The organism is Streptomyces mesophilus (genome assembly GCF_040300965.1).
In the GTDB taxonomy this organism is placed as follows: Bacteria; Actinomycetota; Actinomycetes; order Streptomycetales; family Streptomycetaceae; genus Streptomyces; species Streptomyces mesophilus_A.
The window spans coordinates 36,539-56,283 of the sequence record NZ_JBEPEW010000013.1 but is presented as its reverse complement, the minus strand read 5'-3'; the positions used below and the strand labels follow the sequence as shown (position 1 = coordinate 56,283).

Genomic DNA, 19,745 nt, shown 5'->3' with positions numbered 1-19,745 from the left:
CCTGGCGGTCGGCGCCCCGGTGCGATCACCCGTGAGGCCGCCGGGTTGCGCCCTTCGGACCTGGGGACGGCAGGGCGTACGGCCCGCTGCTGAGGCGTCGAACGGGTCTGGCCCGGCGCCGTTCCCGTCGCCGAGGATGGAGGTCGCGACGGGAGTATCCGGTCGCGAAGGGAGCATCTGGTGAAGAGGATCGAGACCGGGCGGCTCGTGCTGCGGCGCTGGCGCGACGAGGACGTGGCCGCGATGGCCGCCGTCAACGCCGACCCCGAGGTGATGCGCTGGATCGGCGACGGGTCGGTGCGGGATGAGGCGCGGACCCGGGCCGGGATCGAGGCGGTCGAACGGGAGTGGGAGCACCAGGGGTTCGGGCTCTTCGCGGTCGAGGTGCGCGGGAGCGGCCGGCTTGCCGGGTTCACCGGGCTCACGGTGCCGCACTTCCTGCCCGAGGTGCTGCCGGCGGTCGAGATCGGCTGGCGGCTCGGGCGTGAGTTCTGGGGCAAGGGGTACGCGACGGAGGCCGCCGCAGCGGCGTTGCGCTTCGGGTTCCTCGACCGGGGTCTGAACCAGATCGTCAGCATCTCCCAGCCCGAGAACACCGCTTCGGAACGGATCATGGCCAAGCTGGGGATGCGGCTGCTCAGGGAGACGGTGGATCCGGGGGCCGGGCGGATCGCCCGGGTGCACGGTCTGAGCAGGGTCGAGTACGAGGCGGCCGCGGCGTAATCCGGCGACGGGGAGCAACGTGCGTGCCGGGGAGCAGCCTGCGCGCGGCCTGGGAGCAACACCGTGCCGCGGTCGGGCGGCAACGCCCACCCCCGGTCCGCCCTGGCATATGCATGCGTACGCTTGCCTCGACGTGCAGGGGCAGGACGCGGGGAGGGCGGGGCCGGTGCAGGAGACGGGCGCTGGGAAGAAAGCGGCCGGCGGCCGTAGAGGCAAGCGGATGCCGCGGGCCGAGCGGGAGCGGCAGATGATGGACGCCGCGGTCGCCACCTTCGGCAGGCGCGGCTACCGGTCGGCCTCCATGGACGAGATCGCCGAACTCGCCGGTGTCTCCAAGCCGTTGGTCTATCTGTATCTGAACTCGAAGGAAGACCTCTTCAGCGCCTGCATCCGGCGCGAGGCCGCCGCTCTGGTCGAGGCGGTGCGCAGTGGCATCACGCCCGGTGAGCCCGCCGATCAGCAGTTGTGGGCCGGCCTGCTCGCCTTCTTCACGCACACCGCCGAGAGCCCCGACGGCTGGGCGGTGCTGCACAGCCAGGCCCGCACCCACGGCGAACCCTTCGCGCGCGAAGTGGCCGTGATGCGCGAGGAGATCGTCGCCTTCGTGACGCTGCTCATCGCCGAGGCGGCCCGCGAGGCGCACAGCAATCCGACCCTTCCCGAGGGCGAGGTCGCCCCGCTCGCCGAGGCGCTGGTCGGCGCGGCCGAGGCGCTCGCCGTCTGGGCCAATGCGACCCCCGGCGTCACCGCCCGCGAAGCCGCCACCACCCTGATGAACTTCGCCTGGTCGGGCCTGGCCAACCTCATGCATGGAAAGCCCTGGTCACCTCCCAAGTGACGTGGGGGCTCACCCGCGCAGTGACACCTGGCCCGACAGATGCAACCGCCCGTCCCCGCCCCGCAGTTCGAACGCGCCGGCCTCCGCCCCGTACGCCACGGTGCTCGGCAGCAGTACGGGCGCCTTGAAGTCCACCCGTACATCCACCGGCCCTTCGAACGGCTGCTCCGCCAGACACCGCGCCGCCGTCCACATCCCGTGGGCGATCTGCCGCGGGAAGCCGAAGGCCCTGGCCGTCAGCGGGTGCAGATGGATGGGGTTGCGGTCGCCGGAGACGGCACCGTAGCGCCGGCCGAGCGAGGCCGGCAGGCGCCAAGTCGCCTGTACGGGAAGGGGGTTGTCCGCAGGGCGGTCCGGCGCCTGCCCGGGCTTCCCGTGCCGTGCCAGATACGTCGACCGCGACATCCACACCGTCCCGGCCCGGCCCGCGCACCGCACCCGCGTCACCACGGTCGCCTCCGTGCCGCGCCGATGGGGCGCCAACTTCTCGGCGTGTACGAAGAGTTCGAGCCGGTCCTCGACCCGCAGCGGCGCCGCCTCCTGCCGGATCTCGATCGACGTGTGGACCAGACCGAGCAGCGGGAGCGGGAAGTCCCGCGCGGCCATCAGCTTCATCGCGAGCGGAAAGCCGAGCACATGCGGATACGTGACGGGCAGCCGCCCGTCCGCCGGGAACCCGCACAGCTCCGCGTACGCGGTGAGCCGGGCCGGATCCACCGCGGCCTCGGCGAGCTCGACCGAGCGCTCGGGCAGGTGCGCGTCCGGGCGGGGCCGCTTCAGAGGTGAGCGCACGGCGCCCGCGAACAGCACGGGGGCGAGGCGAGGGGGGTGCCCCAGGCGTACGACGGTCATCGGCGGGCTCCCGGGCTGCGGATTGGTTGATTCTCGAATGATCTTCGGATGCGCAAGCTACTCGACGGTCGGGGTCCAGGTCGATGCCCTGAGCAGGGCCGATACCCCGACATCGGCCGGCTGCGCCACCAGGTACCCGGCCACCAGTGCCATCAGGCCGAAATGCCCGGAAAGCTCCCCCCACCTATCGTGGCCCAAGGGGCACCCCCAGCGAAGGGCTGCCGATGCACATACGCGTGATCGCCTCAGTAGCCGCCCTGACCCTGCTCGGGAGCGGCACCGCATGGGCCGGCTCCGCCGACGAGGACCGGCAGCCCGATCTGCGCAGCTTCTACAGCCAGCAGATCAAGTGGGGCGCGTGCAAGGGGCTCGCGCATGCGCCGAAGGGCCTGGAGTGCGGCACGGTCAAGGTCCCGCTGGACTATGCCGACCCCGGCAAGGAGACCCTGCAGCTGGCGATGGCCCGCTTCAAGGCCTCGGTGAAGAAGCCGCGCGGCTCGGTGGTGCTCAACTTCGGCGGCCCCGGCGGCCCCGGTGTGCCCGGCCTCGCGGGCGGCGAGAAGGTCTTCGGCGAACTGACCAACGCGTACGACGTGGTGAGTTTCGATCCCCGAGGTGTGGGCCGCAGCGCACCCGTGACCTGCGGTGACGGTTCGGATATGCCGGAGCTCGAGCCGCCGGGGGAGGACGGGGACGAGGCCGTGCTCGCGCTGGACATGCTGAAGGCGCAGTACGAGGTGTGCCGCAAGCACTCCGGTCCCGTCCTCGCGCACATGGGGACCGTGGACGTCTCGCGCGACCTCGATGTGATCCGCGCGGCGCTCGGCGACAAGAAGCTCAACTATCTCGGCTTCTCCTATGGGACGCGGCTCGGCGCCGTGTACACCGCGCAGTTCCCGAAGAAGGTCGGCCGGATGGTGCTCGACGGCGTGGACACCCTGACCGAACCGCTCGCCGAACAGGCCCTTGTGGGCGCCAAGGGCCAGCAGACCGCTCTGGACAACTTCGTCACCTGGTGCGCGGGCAACACCGGCTGCGCGCTCGGCCCCAACTCGCGCGAGGCCAAGGAGAACATCGTCAAGCTGGTGAAACAGCTCAACTCCGACCCCGTGCAGAGCATGTTCGGCCAGTTCACCGGAGAGGATCTGGTCGCCGCCATGGGGCATGCGCTCTACCAGCGCGATCTGTGGCCGTATCTCTCCCAGGGCCTGCTCTCCCTGCTCACCGACGGCGATCCGCGGACCCTGCTGCGGATCTCCGGTGCCTTGGTGCTGCCCGCACCGGACGAGGCTGCGCCCGTGCAGCGGCGTGACATCGGCCCCTACGAGGAGGATGTCCCCTTCGACAACTCCACCGCCGCACTGGTCGCCGTCAACTGCGCCGACGATCCGGACCGGTTGACCGCCGCCGACCTCAAGGACGAGGAAGGCATCAAGCAGTTGGAGGCCGACTTCACCCGGGCCTCGCCGGTGTTCGGCCCGGCCCGGCTCTACGAGGTGCTGCTGTGCGCCGGCCGCCCGAAGGGCACCGACTACATCCGCAACATCGAGGACGTGGACAGCCCGAAGTTCCTGATGGTCGGCACCCGCGGCGACCCGGCCACCCCGTACCAGTGGACGACCGAGACCGCCCGCCGGCTCGGCGACTCGGCCGTGGTCCTCGACAACAAGGGCGAGGGGCACACCGGTTACGCCTCGTCGAAGTGTGTGAGGGGCAAGGTCAACGCCTTCCTGCTGTACGGCTCGCTGCCGAGCGACGGGTCGTCCTGCGGCCCGGAAGTTCACTGAGGCGGGGCCCGGACGGGCACTGAGGCGGGGTCCGGGCGGGCACTGAGGCGGGGTCCGGGCGGGCACTGAAGCGGGGCCCGGCACAAAGCCGGGCCCCGCTTCCCGCCGCGTCCGCCCCGTCAGCAGTTGCCGGACGTCGGCTTGCCCGCGAACCGGTCCGCGAGCCAGTTCTGCACCCGCGTCACCTCGGTGATCACGCCGGACACATGCTCCCCGACCACGATCGTCCGCCAGTCCACGGCGGCCCCCCGCGCACACCAGTCCTTGCGCAGCCCCGTCCCCAGCGAGTACGGGATGAGCTCATCGGCCAGCGCGTGGTACAGGTACACCGGGTGATCCGGCTTGTGCGTCCCGAGATCCGACTCGTTGAGCCGCTGCTGCCACTCGGGTGTCGCCAGCGGGTTGCTCGTCGTCAGGTCCGAGATCCGCTTGAAGGACCCCACCGTCGAGTCGATGACCACGCAGTTGGTGCGGAAGAACCCGACCAGCGCCTTGCCCGCCGTATTGAGATACGAGTCGAGCTTCAGCTCCGGGTACGCGGCGTCCTGGCCCGCGGCCGCCATGAAGAGAAGGCCCGATCCGTAGCCGCCGTCGTGCACCGGCACCAGCTTCTCCAGATGCGCCGGGACGCCACCGGTCGCCGTGCCCTTGACGTTCAGCTCGGGCGCGTAGGAGTCCTTCAACTCCGCGGCCCAGGACGAGGCTTGACCGCCCTGCGAGTAGCCGACGATCCCGATCGGGCTCTGCGCGGTGATCCCCGAGGAGGCCGCGGCCGGGATGCGCTGGGCGGCGCGCGCCGCGTCCAGCATGGCGTGCCCGGCCGAGCGCCCGGCCGTGTAGGTGTGCTCGCCCGGGGTGCCGAGCCCTTCGTAGTCCGTGACGACCACGGCCCAGCCGCGCCACAGGTACTGCTGGATCAGACTGGCCTCCATCGTGGTGCCCTTGGGGAAGCCCGCGCTGGGCGCGCAGGAGTCCCCGAGTCCGACGGTGCCCACGGCGTAGGTGATCAGCGGGCGCGGCCCGCTCCTGCCGTCCTTGGGGACGATCACGGTGCCGGTGACGGTGTTGGCCGCCCCGGTCGCCGAGGTCGACCGGTAACTGATCTTCCAGGCCTTGGTGTTGGTGGGTTGCAGCGGAAGCGGGTGGAAGGATGAATCGGCGACGCTCAGCACGTCGCCGGGCTGCTCCGCGGCCTGGGGCGCCGCGGCGGCGGTGGCCGGCAGCAGGGCCACGGCAAGGACGGCGGTGCACAGTCCCGAGAGGAGCGATCTGGGGATACGCATGCGGCTCTCCCAACTGTCCTGTGGGGATGGGTCAGTTGAGGTGAAGGTAGTGACTGGCGAGTAAGTTACGGGCTGACCGGGCAGCTCAGCTTTGCTGACTCCGCGTCTCACCAGGTGCCGCGGTGGCCAGCCGGTACGCGCCCGGTGTCGTCCCCGTCCACCGCCGGAACGCCCGGTGGAAGGCCGTGTCCTCGGAGAACCCGAGCCGCGCCGCCAGCTCCGCGATCGGCTCGCTGCCCTCGGCGAGCCCCGCGATCGCCGCGTCCCTGCGCACGCTGTCCTTCAGTTCCTTGTACGAGGTGCTCTCCGCCGCCAGCCGCCGCCGCAGCGTCGCCGGGCTCACCGCGAGGCGCGCCGCGATCTCGCCGAGCGCGGGCAGCCGCGGCGAGTCCCCGAGCGCCCGCACGAGCGCCCGCCGTACCTGCTCGGCCACCGTCGTCCCGTACTCGCGACGGCTGAGCAGCTCGAACGGCGCCCGCCGCAGCATCTGCGCCAGCTCGCCCTCGTCGCGTACGAGGGGTGCGGCGAGGTACCGGGCGGGGAAGGCGGCGCCCGTACGCGAGGCCCCGAAGTGCACCGGGCAGCCGAAGAGTTGGGGGAACTCATCCTTGTACGGGGGCGCGGGAGAGGTGAAGGAAGCCCAGCTCAGCGGGATGCGCCGCCCGATCAGCCAGCTGCAGAGCCGGTGCCAGATGATCACCACGCACTCGGCGAGGAAGCGCTGCTCCTCGGATGCGAAGTCATTGCGTACGACGAGCACCGCCTCGTCGCCTTCCCGTACGAGGGTCAGATCCGGACCGCCGGGAAAGAGCCCGTAGAACGTGACCCCGCGTTCGATCGCCGCCCCCAGGTCGCGACTGCCGAGCGAGGCGTGGCACATCATCGCGAAGGTGCCGGGCCGGCTGGGTGCGGTGCTGAGCCCGAGGAACTCGTCGCCCGTCAGCTCGTACAACTCCCGGAAGAGGCGGACGAACTGCGCCGGGGTGACCCGCGCCCGCTCGTCGCCGAGCAGCAGCGGAGGTATCTGCGCCCGCTGCAGCAGGGGAACGGTGTCGACGCCTCGGCGCCGGACGCCGCTCAGCAGCGCCCGCACCTGGTGCACGGTGATCGTCCGCCTCGCCATGGTCATGACGGTAGCGGGACTGAGCTCCAAGGTCAGTGGTGCTGACGTCACCGGTCATCCCTTCTCGTCGCTCAGCGTCCCTAGCGTCGTACGCACCGTGGATCCGGGAGGCGCCGTGCAGCAGTCCGAACACCCCAAAACCGCAGTGCAGCAGTCTGAACACCATGAAACCGTCGCGCATCAGACCGAACACCCCAAGACTCTGGCGCTGTTGGCCGACTGGGCGGGCGAGCGCTACGGCGAACGCCCCGCCCTGCGCTTCAGGACTCCCGAGGGCCCGCGCTCCCTCACATACACCCAACTGCGCACCACCGTGCGGCAGGTGGCCGCCGGTCTGATGGGGCTCGGGGTGTGCGCCGGCGACCGGGTGGCGATCCTCGCGGAGACCCGGCCGGAGTGGACGTATGCGCATCTCGGGGCGTTCGCGGCGGGCGCCGTGGTGGTGCCGGTGTATCCGACGGCGGGGGACGAAGAGGTCGTCTGGGTCCTCACCGACTCCGGTTCCTCGGTGGTGATCTGCGAGAACGCCGCGCAGGCCGCCAAGATCGACCGCCTGCGCGAGCGGCTGCCCGGGGTGCGCGAGGTGGTCCTGATGAGCGAGGCGGGCGAGAAGGACCACGACCTGCTGCGGCCGGCGGACCTGGCCACGGACGACGCGCTGGACGCCCGCGCGGACGCCCGCACCGACGGCGATGTGGCCACGGTCATCTACACCTCGGGCACCACCGGCATGCCCAAGGGCTGCCTGCTCACGCACGGCAACTTCGCGGCGGTACGCGACGGAACCCTCGATCTGATCCCGGAGTCCGAGGGGGACTCCACGTATCTCTATCTGCCGCTCGCGCACGCGATGGCGCAGCTGGTGCAGTTCAAGACGCTGCTCAAGGGCACGGAGCTGATCTACTTCGGCGGCCGGATCGAGGACATCGTCGGGGAACTGGCCGAGGCCCGGCCGACCCATCTGCCGTCCGTACCGCGCCTGTTCGAGAAGATCCACTCGGTGGTGCTCTCGCTCGCCGAGTCCCAGGAGGGCGGCGCGGAACGCTTCGAGGAGGCGCTTCGGGTCGGTGTCGAGGTCGCCGACCTGCGCGAACGGGGAGAGGAGCCCTCGCCCGAACTCCTCGAGGCCTGGCGGTCGGCCGACGAGAAGCTCTTCTCCCTCGTACGGGGAGCCTTCGGCGGCCGGCTCACGTGGGCGCTGACCGGAGCGGCCCCGATCGCCCCGGCCACCCTCAACTTCCTGCGCGCCTGCGGTATTTCGCTCTTCGAGGGATACGGGATGACCGAATCGGGCGGCGTCATCTCGCTCAACCACCCGGCCGCCTGCCGCTACGGCTCGGTGGGCCGCCCGATGCCCGGCTGCGAGGTGCGGATCGCCGAGGACGGCGAGGTCCTCACCCGCGGCCCCCACGTCTTCCCCGGCTACCACGCCGACCCGGCCGCGACCGCCGAGGCGCTGGACGCCGACGGCTGGCTGCACACCGGTGACCTCGGCCGGCTCGACGAGGACGGCTATCTCTTCATCACCGGCCGCAAGAAGGACCTGATCATCACGTCCGGCGGCAAGAACCTGACCCCCTCGCTCACCGAATTCGCCCTCCAGGAGTCGCGGTTCATCTCGCGCGCGGTGATGGTCGGCGACCACCGCCCGTACCCGGTCGCCCTGCTCACCCTGGACGAGGAGGAGATCCGCGGCTGGGCGTCCCGCGCGGGCATCACGCTCACCTCGCTCGAGGACCCGCAGGTGCACGCCTTGATCGAGAAGGCCGTCGAAACCGCCAACGCCCAACTCGCCCGCCCCGCCCGCATCCGCGCCTTCGCGCTCCTGGACAAGGACTTCGACGTCGAGGGCGGGCTGCTCACCCCGAGCATGAAGGTGCGGCGCAAGGCGGTCATCGACCGGTACGCGACGGAGATCGACGCACTGTACGAGCAGAACTGAGCCGCGCCGCACGAGCGCAGTTGACGTGCCGTACGAGCAGAGCTAGCTGTTCGCGTGTTCGTACAGGCGGGCCGTCAGTTCGCCCAGCACGATGCTGTACGAGGTGTCGTCGGTCTCGCCGCCGGCCTCGTATCCGCCGAGCACCCCCACGAGCCGGCCGTCCCCGGTCACCCAGGGGCTGCCGCTGGTGCCGGTCGTGAAGTCGGGGCAGTCGATGCGCTGCTGGGTGCCGGACACTTCGACGGCGTCGACCGTGCAGGTCAGCGGATGGTCGAGGTCGCTGGGATAGCCGGTCACGGTGACCTTCTCGCCGGTGCTGCCGCCGGAATCGAGGGTGTTCGCCCCCGTGACGTCCTCGATTTCCTGGCCGTCCAGGGGCGCGAGCGTCGCGAAAGCGATATCCGCGTCCTCGTCCTCGCGCTCCAGCCAGGACGCGTCCTCGTGGATTTCCTCCACGGTCCAGACGCCATAAGGAGCCTGGCCGTTGTGATATCCGGGCGCGAACACCTTTCCGTCCGCGTCCCCGAGACAGTGCGCCGCGGTGGCGATGAGATTGCGGCCCTTGCTCTGCACGACCGAGGCGGTGCAGAAATGTCCGCCGTCCAGATCATTGCTGAAGAGCGCGCCCACGTACGACGGAATGTCCGGGTCGGGTTCAGGGGCGTCCCGCACATCCGAGAGCGCGACGATGGAGACAAGCGCGGCCGCGGAGGCGAGCGCCCGTAGTTTCCACACCCATCGCCGCCGGATGACGCACTCCTCGCTCGTGAACTACTTGATGTTCTCGTCCACGAGCTCGGTGAACTGCTCGGGCGAAATGGACTCGATCCCCTTGCCCGAGTTTACCTGGATCTTTTTGCCGTCGATCAGGACCGTCGGCGTCCCGTTGATGTCCTGCTCATAGAACTGCTGCGAGACCTTCTCGACCCACGGCATATACGTGAGTTCCTTGACGGCCTTGTTGAATGCGGGCGTCCGCAGTCCGTCGACCTTGTCCGCGAGTTCGAGCAGCGTGGCGGTCGAGCCGAACTTGTCGTCCGACTCCTTCTCGGGGTGGTTCGCGTACAGGACATTCATGTATTCCATGAATTTCTCGGGGCTCTCGTTCACCGCGGCGCCCAGCGCGTTCAGCGCCCGCTTGGAACCCTTGCCGCCGAGCGACCCGTCGAGGAAGGTCGCGAAGTGGTATTCGATCCGGTACTCACCGTCATCGGCCTGCTGCTTCATCGTCTTGCCGAGCCCTGTTTCGGCGCCCGCGCAGTAGGGGCAGCGCGGATCGAGCCAGACGGTGAGCACGTGCTCGTTGTCCGCCTTCCCGTACGGGATGACCACCCCGTCCTTGCCGGTGGTGTGGGCCGGGCGCACCAGCGGTCCCTCGGCCGCCGCGGCGTCCGCGGTCGGCTGCGTGACGTACCAGGCGACACCGCCGACGAGGGCGAGCGAGGAGACGATCGCGGCCGACACGAGCACGCGCCCGCGCACCTTCGCCTTGCGCGCCGCGGCCGCCCGCTCCGCGTGCAGCCGTTCACGGGCCGCCCTCTGCCGGTCCTTCTTGCTGCCGCTGTTGCCGCTCATGCGTGTGCCGGTCCCTTTCACGATGCAGTACGCGTTCACCGTAAGAAGAGAACCGGCCCGCCCGGCAGGGTAGTTCGGCCCGCAGTGAAGGGGCCTTTGACCAGGACGTACGCTGAAAGAAGCAGCGGTGGGGGCCGTTGGGCACCAGAACATCCGGGGGGATGGACATGACCATCGGCGAGAGAGCACCGCTCGGGAGCTTCGGCCCCAGGACGCGTTGGACCTGGCTGAGCATTCTGCGGCACGGGCTGCTCTTCGTGGCGGGGATCGTGCTGTACGGCGTGATCTACACGGCCGTGTCCGGGGAGCTGCCGATGGTGGCCGAGCTGCTGTTCGTGTTGGGGCTCGCCACCGTGTGGATCGGCGTACCGTCGGCCGCCGTGCTCGCCCTGATCGCGGGCCGCCGCGACGCCGTGCCGCCCTGGGTCTTCCGGGCCGTGACGGCCGCACTCCTCGTGCTCGTGCTCGCGCCGGTCGCCGCCGCCTTCTGGGATGTGGAGCCCGCCGTGCCGCTCGCCTTCGCCGGCGGCCAGCTCGCCTATGCGCTGCTGCTCCTGCCCGTACCGAAGAAGCAGAAGTAGCGGGCAGGGAAAAGGCAGGAGCCCCGCATCCCCGCCGAGGCGGGGAGGGGGCTCCTTGGGTACTGCAATCCGTTGCCCGGCCAGGGCAGGCCGGGCGGATCAAGCGAATGTCGCCCGAATTAGATCGGGGTGACGTTCTCCGCCTGCGGGCCCTTCGGGCCCTGCGTGACGTCGAAGTTCACGGCCTGGTTCTCCTCGAGGGAGCGGAAGCCGGACGCGTTGATCGCGGAGTAGTGGACGAAGACATCCGGGCCGCCGCCTTCCTGGGCGATGAAGCCGAAGCCCTTTTCAGCGTTGAACCACTTCACGGTTCCGGTAGCCATAAAGCCCTCCTATGGGCCAAAGGGTGTCCCTGCTCCCAGAACCCGCGAGTGTCACCACTACTGCAAAAGTCTGAAAACGACGAGAGCCCGCGGTTACATGCTCCGCAGGCTCTGTACTGCAAGGGAAACCAAACTGCAACTTGCGCCGAGCGTAGCACGCAGTCTGTGGGAAGCGATAGAGGGCAAGATCACGTCACTCGTATGTTTGACAGGCGCCTCGCACGTGTTGACGAAACTGTGACGTAATGGATGAAAGTGGACAAGTCTGAAGGTCGGGGCCGCCCCGGGCTCCGTGCCGCGCGGCGCCGGGTCTAGCCTCGCGATGTGGACAATTCTCCCCGCAGCCGGCCACGAGTCGGTCACATCCAGTTCCTGAACTGTCTGCCGCTGTACTGGGGCCTTGCCAGGACCGGCACCCTGCTCGACCTCGAGCTCACGAAGGACACCCCGGAGAAGCTCAGCGAGCAGCTCGTACGCGGCGATCTGGACATCGGTCCGATCACCCTCGTCGAGTTCCTGAAGAACGCCGACCAGCTGGTCGCCCTGCCCGATATCGCGGTGGGCTGCGACGGTCCGGTGATGTCCTGCGTGATCGTCTCGCAGCTGCCGCTGGACCGGCTCGACGGGGCGCGCGTGGCGCTCGGCTCCACCTCGCGCACCTCCGTACGCCTGGCGCAGCTGCTGCTCGCCGAGCACATCGGCGTGCGGCCCGACTACTACACGTGCCCGCCCGACCTCGGCGTGATGATGCAGGAGGCCGACGCGGCCGTCCTGATCGGGGACGCGGCACTGCGCGCGAACCTGCACGACGCACCGCGGCTCGGTCTGCAGGTGCACGACCTCGGCGCGATGTGGAAGGAGTGGACCGGGCTGCCCTTCGTCTTCGCGGTCTGGGCGGCCCGGCGCGACTACCTGGAGCGCGAGCCCCATGTCGTACGGCAGGTGCACGAGGCGTTCCTGGCCTCGCGCGATGTGTCCCTCGAAGAGGTCGCGAAGGTCGCCGAGCAGGCGGCGCGCTGGGAGAGCTTCGACGCCGGCGTGCTCGAGCGCTACTTCACGACCCTCGACTTCCGCTTCGGCCCCGACCAGCTGGCCGGCGTCACCGAGTTCGCCCGCCGGGTCGGCCCGACGACGGGCTTCCCGGCGGACGTGAAGGTCGACCTGCTGGACGGCTAGACCAAGTCGCCGGTGGGTTCGTCGATCGGCCAGGCGATTTCCAGGCGGTTGCCCGGGGCGGCCGGTGTCCCGGTCCACCGGCGGTAGATCAACCGGACGGGTCCCGCGAAGGCGAAGCCGTGTTCGGTGATCCAGTTGGCGACGGCGTCGTACGCGCCGAGGATCTGCGGGAACGCGGCGGCCGCTCCCTCGACCTTCGTGCAGGCCACGGTGGTCTCGGGCAGCTCGCACACAACCATGCCCTCGGGCAGGTCCGCGGGCTGCGCGCCGTCCTCCCGGAACGGCAGGCACGCCTCGACCAGCGTCTCGTTCTCGTCGTCGCATACTCCGTGGAAGCGGACGAACGCGGGCCCGGTGAAGGTGAGCGGGCCGCGACCGGCGACCTCGTACATCTCCTGGTAGGCACCGCGAAGGAAGGGGTCGAGCCCGGAGTTGTCCAGGGTTGCCCCGCGGACGAGGATCCGGTCGGCGGCTACCTGGCGCACGGTGACGTGGTGGGTCATCTCTGCTCCTTCGGTCAGTCGGCTCAACAGGCTGTGGACCAAGGAACGCTGTACCTCCAGTCGCCGTTCGGCCGCCCTCAGATGCGCCCGCAGGGCGGCGACCAGCTTCTCCTCGCCGCCACCGAGCAGCCGCCGCACCTCTTCGACCGGGATGTCCAACTGCCGCAGCGCCCTGATCGACTGCGCCGTACGCACCTGGTCACGCCGGAAGTACCGGTAGCCACTCGCCGGGTCGACGAAGGCCGGTACCAGCACGCCGCTGGCGTCGTAGTGCCGAAGGGCGGTGACGGAGAGGCCGCTGGCCTGCGAGAACTGCCCGATCGGCAGCAGGTTTGTCCTGTCCACGGCATCGACTGTGCCGTCTCTCGTAACCCGAGAGTCAAGCCCTAGCCGGCCACGGGTCCCGGGACGTGCTTGCTGATGTTCTCCAGGGGGCCCTGGAAGAGGGCGGTGCCGTACTTGTAGCCATCGTGGCCGGCGTTCGGGATCATGTGCAGGTCGATGGCGACCGGGCCCTTGTTGTACATCGCGATGAAGTCCTTGATCCGCTCGAGGTCCTTCGCGGGCTCCTTGTCGCCCATCAGCATCGTGATGCGCACCTTGGTGGGGCCGCCCTTCTTGATCAGATCGGCGGCCAGCTGCTCCGGGTTGTTGGCCTGCTTCTCCTTCTCGTGGCCCTTCCAGAGGGGCGAGTCGGGGAAGGTGTCCGGGCCGCCGGCGATCGCGAAGCTGAACTTGTCCGGGTGCTCCAGCGCCATCTTCATGCCGATGTAGCCGCCCGAGGACGAGCCGAAGAAGCCCCAGCCCTCGGGGGACTTGTACGTGCGGAAGTTCTCCTTGACGAGGTTCGGCACGTCCTCGGACATCCAGGTGCCCATCTTCGGCTGGCCTGGGATGTCGGCGCCGTCGTAGTAGTGGTCCCGGTTCGGGTTCTGGACGGGCATCACGATGATGTACGGCTTGCTCTTCCCCTGGGCCGCGGCCTGCGCGACCTTCTCCTGGAGCGAGAAGTCCTTGCCCCACCAGTAGTTGTTCGGGAAGCCGTACGCACCGGGCAGTGCGATGAGGACCGGGAAGGCGCTGTTCGCGTACTTCGGGTCCTTGTACTCCTTGGGCGCCCACACCCAGACCTTGCCCTCGAAGCCCGACTTCGCGCCGTGCAGGGTCGTGACGCCGATCGTCGTGCCGTCGGCGAGCGTGCGCTGGGTCTCCCAGTCGCGCGGGTTCGTCGGCAGCTGCACGTCGGCGGCCGGGTTGGCCTTGGCCTGCTGCGTCGAGTGCGTACCGCCGAAGCTGACCTCGTCCTTCCCACTGCCCGGCCGCAGGACGGCGACGAGGGCGGCGGCGATGGCGAGGGTGGCGATCACCGCCGTGATGTACGGACGCTTCAGGCGCTTCATGGTCTTCTCCGGCAGGGCAAGGGCAGGGGCAGGGACGTTGATTTTCCGGACAGAAAGAGGCAAACGGGATACATCGGGTTGCCTGTGACGGAAGGTGATCCGGGCCACTGCACCCGCACCCTTCGGGCCTACGCTGCTGGGTAGCGCATCGCGGCCGGGGAAGGGCGGTGCGCCGAGGGCCAGTGACATCCGGGGGAGGCCGACACCATGCAGCCGCTCGAAGCGGGCGAACCCGCCACCATCGGCCCGTACCGGCTGCTCGGACGTCTGGGCGCGGGCGGGATGGGGCGGGTCTATCTGGGCCGCAGCGCCGGCGGGCGGACCGTGGCCGTCAAGGTCGTGCATCCGCACTTCGCCCTGGACGAGGAGTTCCGCGCCCGCTTCCGGCGCGAGGTCGACGCCGCCCGCAGGGTCGGCGCCGCCTGGACCGCCCCCGTGCTCGACGCGGACGCCGAGGCCTCCGTGCCGTGGGTCGCCACGGGCTATGTCGCGGGGCCCTCGCTGTCGGACGCGGTCGGCGAGCGGGGAGCACTGCGGTCGCTGCCGGACCATTCCGTACGCGTGCTCGGCGCCGGACTCGGCGAGGCACTCGCGGCCGTACACGCGCTCGGCCTGGTCCACCGGGACGTCAAGCCGTCCAACGTGCTGCTCGCCCTGGACGGCCCGCGCCTGATCGACTTCGGTATCGCCCGCGCCACGGACGGCACGGCCTCGCTCACCTCCACCGGCGTCTCGATCGGGTCGCCCGGCTACATGGCACCCGAGCAGATCCTCGGCAAGGGCGTCACCGGCGCATCGGACGTCTTCTCGCTCGGCGCGGTCCTCGCGTACGCGGCGACCGGCACCGCACCCTTCACCGGCGACTCGTCGGCGGCGCTCCTCTACCAGGTGGTGCACACCGAACCCGAAGTCGCCCTGCCCGGCGGTGACTTGCGCGAGGTGATCCTCGACTGTCTGGCCAAGGAGCCCTCGGCCCGTCCGGCTCCGGCGGAGGTCGCACGGCGGCTCGCCCCCGCCGGTGCGGCAGAGCTCGCGGCGGCGGGCTGGCTGCCGGGGCCGCTGGTGGAACAGGTCAGCCGAAGCGCCGTACGCCTGCTCGACCTGGAGCCCTCGTCGGATGCCTCGGGTCCTGTGGCGTTCAGCAAGCCCGGCGTATTCGGGCCGCCGGACCCCACGTATGCGGCCCCGGTCGTGCATGCGGCGCAGGCTCCCGAGGACCGGGGGCCCGCGGCGGCCGACACCCCGCCGCCGCCCGGCAAGGTCTCCGTCTCGATGACCGCTGCGAGCACGCAGGGGGACAACGGGCGGGGGCGCAAGGTCAGTTGCACGCTTGCCCTCGCGGTCGCGAGCGCCGTCGCGGCGGTCACTCTGGGCGGGGTGTTCGTCTTCAACATGCTGCCGGACGACAACGGCGGCTCCGACGGCACCGACCAGGGCAGGAAACCGCCGGCGGCCACGCAGTCCTCCGAGCCCGGGGAGACCTCCGAGCCCGGAGGGAACGGCGGCGGCTCCGGCGAGTCGCTCGAAGAGATCCCCGAGCGCTATGCGGGCGCCTGGGAGGGCAAGGCGCAGATACTCGAGGGCCTGCCGGCGGGAACGGTCAAGGTGACCGTGAAGCAGGTGAAACCGGGTGCGGAGCTGGGCAGCGCGAGCATGACGGACGAGCTCGGCCTCAGCACCTGCACCGACATCCTGATCCTGAAGTCCGTCACGGACAAGGAGCTGATCGCGACGGGCAAGGCGAAGAACAAGAACGACTCGCGCTGCACGCAGAACGACCACACGGTGCGTCTGACACCGGTCGGCGACGACCTCCAGTACTCCTCGGAGAATCCCGAGGGAGGGAACGCGCAGGCCCGGCTCTCGAAGACCGGCTAGCCGGGGCCCGGCCCCCGGAAAGGTCCCGACCCCCCTGGCGTACGCTGGATCGGTCCGCTCTCCACGTCCGAAAGGGACCAGCCGGTGACCGAGAAGGCCGCACTCCAGTCGATTCTCGACCGCGCCGCCGAGGGCGGTCGGATCACCCCGGAAGAGGCCCTCGACCTCTACCGGCACGCGCCGCTGCACGCGCTCGGCGCGGCCGCCGACGCCGTACGCCGCCGCCGCTACGCAGGTACGGAGCACATCGCGACGTACATCATCGAGCGGAACATCAACTACACGAACGTCTGCGTGACGGCTTGCAAGTTCTGCGCCTTCTACGCCCCGCCCAAGGACACGGACAAGGGCTGGACCCGCGACCTCGACGACATCCTGCGCCGCTGCGCGGAGACCGTGGAGCTCGGCGGTACGCAGATCATGTTCCAGGGCGGACACCACCCGGACTTCGGCGTCGAGTACTACGAAGAGCACTTCTCGGCGATCAAGAAGGCCTATCCGCAGCTGGTCATCCACTCCCTCGGCGCGTCCGAGGTCGAGCACATGGCCCGTATCTCCGGGGTCTCCGCCGAAGAAGCCATCCGCCGGATCCACGCGGCCGGTCTCGACTCCTTCGCGGGCGCCGGCGCCGAACTGCTTCCCGAGCGTCCCCGCAAGGCGATCGCCCCGCTCAAGGAGTCGGGCGAGCGCTGGCTGGAGATCATGGAGATCGCCCACAACCTGGGCGTCGAGTCCACCTCGACCATGCTCATGGGCACGGGCGAGACCAACGCCGAGCGGATCGAGCACCTGCGCATGATCCGTGACGTGCAGGACCGCACAGGCGGCTTCCGCGCCTTCATCCCGTACACGTACCAGCCGCAGAACAACAAGCTGAAGGGCCAGACGCAGGCGACGCTCTTCGAGTACCTGCGGATGATCGCGATCGCCCGGCTCTTCCTCGACAACGTCGCCCACATCCAGGGCTCCTGGCTCACCACCGGCAAGGAGGTCGGCCAGCTCACGCTGCACTACGGCGCGGACGACCTCGGCTCGGTGATGCTGGAGGAGAACGTGGTCTCGTCGGCGGGCGCCAAGCACCGCTCCAACCTGCACGAGATCATCGAGATGATCCGCACCGCCGACCGCGTGCCGGCCCAGCGCTCCACCACGTACGAGCACCTGGTCGTGCACGACGACCCGGCGAACGACCCGGTGGACCACCGCGTGGCCTCGCACATCTCGTCCACGGCGATCGAGGGCGGCACGGCTCATCCCGAGCTCAAGCTGCTCTCGGCCAACTGAGCGCGCTTTGCTGACCCTTCACGCCACGGACGACGGCTCGGTCCTCGTCGACGGTGACACGATCGCGGCCCTCGGGTCGTACGAGGACCTGGCCGCCGCCCATCCCGCCGTGCGGGTGCGGCGCTGGCCCGGGATCCTCACGCCCGGGCTGCTCAACCCGTACGGTCCGGAGATCCTCGAGACCACGTACCACCCGGACCCGCGCGAGGCCGGTACGTACGGCACGACGCCGATCGGCGGTGCGCGCGCCCGGGAGATCTTCCTCGCCGAACCCGCGCGGCTCGGCCCGAGCGCACGTCGCGGCGTCCAACGGCTGCTCGCGCACGGCACGGTGGCGATCGGCGGCGAGCTGAAGTCAAAGGCCGCGCTGGACGCGGCACGCGGAGTGGGCCTGGCCTTCGGGGGCCGTCCGCCGAAGCTCCCCGGCCCGGTCTCGCTGTCCCCGAGACCGCTGGTCCTCCTGCCCAAGCTCGCGGTGGGCGGCCCGGCCCGCTTCGCGGTCTTCGACGTACCGTCCCGCGAGGAGCTGGTGCAACGGGGCGCGTCGACCTGCGTGGCGACGGTGCTCGGCGGACGGCTGGTGTACCGGGGGCAGTAACCGCTCGGCCCCGCCGGCGTTCGAGGCGGTCCGAACGAAGTTCGGCTGTGACATTGTGCGGCTCCGCCGCGTGGGGCCCGGGGCGGAGCCCCGATGGGGAACAGGACCCCCCACCTGAGAGGATGCAGAAGTGACCCGCGCATCCCTGGACAAGCAGCCGCACGAAGTCGCCTCGATGTTCGACGACGTCGCGGAGAAGTACGACCTCACCAACGACGTGCTCTCCCTCGGTCAGGACCGGGTGTGGCGCAAGGCCGTCGCGCAGGCGGTGGACGCGCGGCCGGCACAGAAGGTGCTCGACCTCGCGGCCGGTACCGCGACGTCGAGCCTGCCCTTCGCGCAGACCGGCGCGTACGTCGTGCCCTGCGACTTCTCGCTCGGCATGCTCCGCGTCGGCAAGCGCAACCACCCGCATCTGCCGCTGACCGCGGGCGACGCCACGAAGCTGCCGTTCAAGGACGACGTCTTCGACGCCGTCACCATCTCCTTCGGCCTGCGCAACGTGCAGGACACCGACCAGGCCCTGCGCGAGCTGTACCGCGTGACCAAGCCCGGCGGCCGGGTCGTCATCTGCGAGTTCAGCCACCCCACTTGGGCGCCGTTCCGCACCGTCTACACCGAGTACCTGATGCGCGCGCTGCCCCCGGTCGCGCGGGCCGTGTCGTCCAACCCCGACGCGTACGTCTATCTCGCCGAGTCCATCCGCGACTGGCCGGATCAGCCCGCGCTCGCCGCGAAGCTCCAGGGCGCCGGCTGGTCGAAGGTGGCCTGGCGCAATCTGTCCGGCGGCATCGTGGCGCTGCACCGGGGCTTCAAGGCCTGAGCGCGGCAAGGACCGGGAGGACCGAGCCATGCCGTTCGCACACGACGCGCCGAAGGCCGGGACATATCTGCCCGTACTGGAGGAGATCGCCGCCGAGGTCTCCGCCGTGCCGGGCCGCGGCCGCTCCGCCGACTACATCCCCGCGCTCGCCTGCGTGGACCCGGACCGCTTCGGCATGGCCGTCGCGGATCTCGACGGCGGCGTGTGCGGGGTGGGGGAGTGGCAGACGCCGTTCTCCACTCAGTCGATCACCAAGGTGTTCGCGCTCGCCCTCGTCCTCGCGCACGAAGGCGGCGCGCTGTGGGAGCACGTCGGCCGCGAACCCTCGGGCAACCCCTTCAACTCCCTTGTGCAGTTGGAGTACGAGAACGGCGTCCCGCGCAATCCGTTCATCAACGCGGGCGCCCTCGTCGTCACCGACCGGCTGCAGACCCTGACCGGTGACGCGAGCGCCGATCTGCTCGAATTCCTGCGTGCCGAGAGCGGCAATCCGCAGATCGGCTTCGATCTCGAAGTAGCCGCGTCGGAGGCCGCGCACGGCGACCGCAATGCCGCGCTCGCGCACTTCATCGCTTCGTACGGTCACATCCGCCAGCCGGTTCCGCCGCTGCTCGACCACTACTTCCGCCAGTGCTCGATCGAGATGAACTGTGCCGATCTCGCCCTGGCCGGGGGTTTCCTGGCCCGCCACGGCGTACGCGCGGACGGCTCGCGGCTGCTCAGCCGCAGCGAGGCCAAGCAGGTCAACGCGGTGATGATGACCTGCGGGACCTATGACGCGGCGGGCGAGTTCGCCTACCGGGTCGGGCTGCCCGGCAAGAGCGGTGTGGGCGGCGGCATCGTCGCGGTCGTGCCCGGTCGGTGCACGGTGTGCGTATGGAGTCCGGGCCTCGACGAGCGCGGGAACTCGGTGGCAGGGGTCGCGGCGCTCGACCGGTTCACCACCCTCACGGGTCTTTCGGTCTTCTGATGCCCAAGGGGTCTTCGGTGAAGGGGAGTTGACGGGAACCGCGGCAGGGGCAGGCTGAGTCCGTACGGATGCGGAACACCGCTCCC

19 protein-coding genes are annotated in these 19,745 nt (G+C 70.0%); 11 read left to right on the top strand and 8 right to left on the bottom strand.

What is annotated here, in order from left to right; genetic code table 11:
• Positions 1 to 189 precede the first annotated feature (189 nt).
• Entirely contained in the window at positions 190 to 723 is a 534-nt protein-coding gene (locus ABT367_RS07590; protein ID WP_434975424.1) for a GNAT family N-acetyltransferase, read from the top strand.
• Between the two features lie 220 nt (positions 724 to 943).
• Positions 944 to 1,561: a TetR/AcrR family transcriptional regulator gene (locus ABT367_RS07585; protein ID WP_165334897.1), complete on the top strand. Its 618-nt coding sequence runs from the start codon at positions 944 to 946 to the stop codon at positions 1,559 to 1,561.
• Positions 1,562 to 1,570: 9 nt separating this feature from the next.
• On the opposite strand, the gene ABT367_RS07580 is transcribed toward ABT367_RS07585, so the two are convergent.
• A complete protein-coding gene (locus ABT367_RS07580; protein WP_352250588.1) occupies positions 1,571 to 2,413 on the bottom strand; it encodes a MaoC family dehydratase in 843 nt (280 codons plus the stop codon).
• A 224-nt stretch (positions 2,414 to 2,637) separates the two neighbouring features.
• Between ABT367_RS07580 and ABT367_RS07575 the strand changes: the two genes are divergently transcribed.
• Positions 2,638 to 4,200 carry an alpha/beta hydrolase gene (locus ABT367_RS07575; RefSeq protein ID WP_352250586.1) on the top strand — a complete coding sequence of 521 codons (1,563 nt, stop codon included), beginning with the start codon at positions 2,638 to 2,640 and terminating at the stop codon, positions 4,198 to 4,200.
• A 119-nt stretch (positions 4,201 to 4,319) separates the two neighbouring features.
• On the opposite strand, the gene ABT367_RS07570 is transcribed toward ABT367_RS07575, so the two are convergent.
• Together ABT367_RS07570 and ABT367_RS07565 are read right to left on the bottom strand one after the other, a co-directional pair.
• Positions 4,320 to 5,483: a lipase family protein gene (locus ABT367_RS07570; RefSeq protein ID WP_352250584.1), complete on the bottom strand. Its 1,164-nt coding sequence runs from the start codon at positions 5,481 to 5,483 to the stop codon at positions 4,320 to 4,322.
• An 85-nt stretch (positions 5,484 to 5,568) separates the two neighbouring features.
• Positions 5,569 to 6,612 (bottom strand): AraC family transcriptional regulator, encoded by a 1,044-nt coding sequence (locus ABT367_RS07565; RefSeq protein ID WP_434975422.1) that lies wholly within the window; start codon positions 6,610 to 6,612, stop codon positions 5,569 to 5,571.
• Between the two features lie 109 nt (positions 6,613 to 6,721).
• On the opposite strand from ABT367_RS07565, the gene ABT367_RS07560 reads away from it, so the two are divergent.
• Positions 6,722 to 8,548 (top strand): AMP-dependent synthetase/ligase, encoded by a 1,827-nt coding sequence (locus tag ABT367_RS07560; RefSeq protein ID WP_352250580.1) that lies wholly within the window; start codon positions 6,722 to 6,724, stop codon positions 8,546 to 8,548.
• A 42-nt stretch (positions 8,549 to 8,590) separates the two neighbouring features.
• Here the strand turns inward: ABT367_RS07560 and ABT367_RS07555 are convergent, their stop codons facing one another.
• Positions 8,591 to 9,283, bottom strand: a complete 693-nt coding sequence (locus tag ABT367_RS07555; RefSeq protein WP_352250578.1) for a trypsin-like serine peptidase — start codon at positions 9,281 to 9,283, stop codon at positions 8,591 to 8,593.
• Between the two features lie 36 nt (positions 9,284 to 9,319).
• Positions 9,320 to 10,123 carry a thioredoxin domain-containing protein gene (locus ABT367_RS07550; protein WP_352250576.1) on the bottom strand — a complete coding sequence of 268 codons (804 nt, stop codon included), beginning with the start codon at positions 10,121 to 10,123 and terminating at the stop codon, positions 9,320 to 9,322.
• A 167-nt stretch (positions 10,124 to 10,290) separates the two neighbouring features.
• Here ABT367_RS07550 and ABT367_RS07545 point away from each other — a divergent pair, with 167 nt between their 5' ends.
• The gene (locus tag ABT367_RS07545) at positions 10,291 to 10,704 is read left to right on the top strand and encodes a hypothetical protein (RefSeq protein ID WP_352250574.1); all 414 of its coding nucleotides are present in this window, start codon (positions 10,291 to 10,293) and stop codon (positions 10,702 to 10,704) included.
• Between the two features lie 119 nt (positions 10,705 to 10,823).
• Here the strand turns inward: ABT367_RS07545 and ABT367_RS07540 are convergent, their stop codons facing one another.
• On the bottom strand, positions 10,824 to 11,027 hold the full coding sequence (locus ABT367_RS07540; RefSeq protein ID WP_052580872.1) for a cold-shock protein: 204 nt from the start codon (positions 11,025 to 11,027) through the stop codon (positions 10,824 to 10,826).
• 324 nt (positions 11,028 to 11,351) lie between these two features.
• On the opposite strand from ABT367_RS07540, the gene ABT367_RS07535 reads away from it, so the two are divergent.
• Positions 11,352 to 12,203 carry a menaquinone biosynthetic enzyme MqnA/MqnD family protein gene (locus tag ABT367_RS07535; RefSeq protein ID WP_352250572.1) on the top strand — a complete coding sequence of 284 codons (852 nt, stop codon included), beginning with the start codon at positions 11,352 to 11,354 and terminating at the stop codon, positions 12,201 to 12,203.
• On the opposite strand, the gene ABT367_RS07530 is transcribed toward ABT367_RS07535, so the two are convergent.
• Positions 12,200 to 13,051, bottom strand: coding sequence for a MerR family transcriptional regulator (locus ABT367_RS07530; RefSeq protein ID WP_352250570.1), 852 nt, complete (start codon positions 13,049 to 13,051; stop codon positions 12,200 to 12,202). The two genes, ABT367_RS07535 and ABT367_RS07530, sit on opposite strands and share 4 nt — an antisense overlap.
• A gap of 41 nt (positions 13,052 to 13,092) precedes the next feature.
• Complete coding sequence (locus ABT367_RS07525) at positions 13,093 to 14,106, bottom strand: alpha/beta hydrolase (protein ID WP_352250568.1); 1,014 nt, start codon at positions 14,104 to 14,106, stop codon at positions 13,093 to 13,095.
• A gap of 207 nt (positions 14,107 to 14,313) precedes the next feature.
• Between ABT367_RS07525 and ABT367_RS07520 the strand changes: the two genes are divergently transcribed.
• From ABT367_RS07520 to ABT367_RS07500, 5 genes are all read left to right on the top strand, one after another.
• Positions 14,314 to 15,984, top strand: coding sequence for a serine/threonine-protein kinase (locus tag ABT367_RS07520; RefSeq protein ID WP_352250566.1), 1,671 nt, complete (start codon positions 14,314 to 14,316; stop codon positions 15,982 to 15,984).
• An 84-nt stretch (positions 15,985 to 16,068) separates the two neighbouring features.
• Complete coding sequence (mqnC, locus tag ABT367_RS07515) at positions 16,069 to 17,268, top strand: cyclic dehypoxanthinyl futalosine synthase (protein ID WP_352250564.1); 1,200 nt, start codon at positions 16,069 to 16,071, stop codon at positions 17,266 to 17,268.
• 7 nt (positions 17,269 to 17,275) lie between these two features.
• Positions 17,276 to 17,866 carry an imidazolonepropionase-like domain-containing protein gene (locus ABT367_RS07510; protein ID WP_352250562.1) on the top strand — a complete coding sequence of 197 codons (591 nt, stop codon included), beginning with the start codon at positions 17,276 to 17,278 and terminating at the stop codon, positions 17,864 to 17,866.
• Positions 17,867 to 17,996: 130 nt separating this feature from the next.
• A complete protein-coding gene (locus tag ABT367_RS07505; protein WP_165334884.1) occupies positions 17,997 to 18,689 on the top strand; it encodes a demethylmenaquinone methyltransferase in 693 nt (230 codons plus the stop codon).
• A gap of 28 nt (positions 18,690 to 18,717) precedes the next feature.
• On the top strand, positions 18,718 to 19,659 hold the full coding sequence (locus ABT367_RS07500; RefSeq protein ID WP_352250560.1) for a glutaminase: 942 nt from the start codon (positions 18,718 to 18,720) through the stop codon (positions 19,657 to 19,659).
• Positions 19,660 to 19,745: the final 86 nt, after the last annotated feature.